General features: G+C 51.1%; 4 tRNA genes. All 4 read left to right on the top strand.

From position 1 onward, the window contains the following. Window positions 1-5: 5 nt before the first annotated feature. The 4 genes from ACLNCW_RS09835 to ACLNCW_RS09820 all read left to right on the top strand — a co-directional run bounded on the left by ACLNCW_RS09835 (window position 6) and on the right by ACLNCW_RS09820 (window position 358). Window positions 6-76: transfer RNA gene (locus ACLNCW_RS09835), tRNA-Gly, on the top strand. A 34-nt stretch (window positions 77-110) separates the two neighbouring features. Beyond that, window positions 111-184: transfer RNA gene (locus ACLNCW_RS09830), tRNA-Ile, on the top strand. An 8-nt stretch (window positions 185-192) separates the two neighbouring features. Next, window positions 193-264, top strand: a tRNA-Glu gene (locus ACLNCW_RS09825). Window positions 265-268: 4 nt separating this feature from the next. After that, window positions 269-358: transfer RNA gene (locus ACLNCW_RS09820), tRNA-Ser, on the top strand. The last annotated feature ends 4 nt before the right edge of the window (window positions 359-362 follow it).

The raw sequence follows: 362 nt of genomic DNA, 5'->3' as shown, positions 1-362 counted from the left end.
TTTAAGCGGGTGTAGTTTAGTGGTAAAACTACAGCCTTCCAAGCTGTTGTCGCGAGTTCGATTCTCGTCACCCGCTTTGAACTTTGTTCAATTACCAAGTTTTTTAACTTGGGCGCGTAGCTCAGGTGGTTAGAGCGCACGCCTGATAAGCGTGAGGTCGGTGGTTCGAGTCCACTCGTGCCCATAAAGTTTGGTCCGTTGGTCAAGGGGTTAAGACACCGCCTTTTCACGGCGGTAACACGGGTTCGAATCCCGTACGGACTATTTTGGAGGATTACCCAAGTCCGGCTGAAGGGAACGGTCTTGAAAACCGTCAGGCGTGTAAAAGCGTGCGTGGGTTCGAATCCCACATCCTCCTTTTC

The organism is Streptococcus sp. CL6.22 (assembly GCF_049738055.1).
Taxonomy (GTDB): Bacteria; Bacillota; Bacilli; order Lactobacillales; family Streptococcaceae; genus Streptococcus; species Streptococcus mitis_DJ.
Note: the sequence above shows the minus strand (reverse complement) of the source record. Positions and strands in the feature narration are given on the sequence as shown.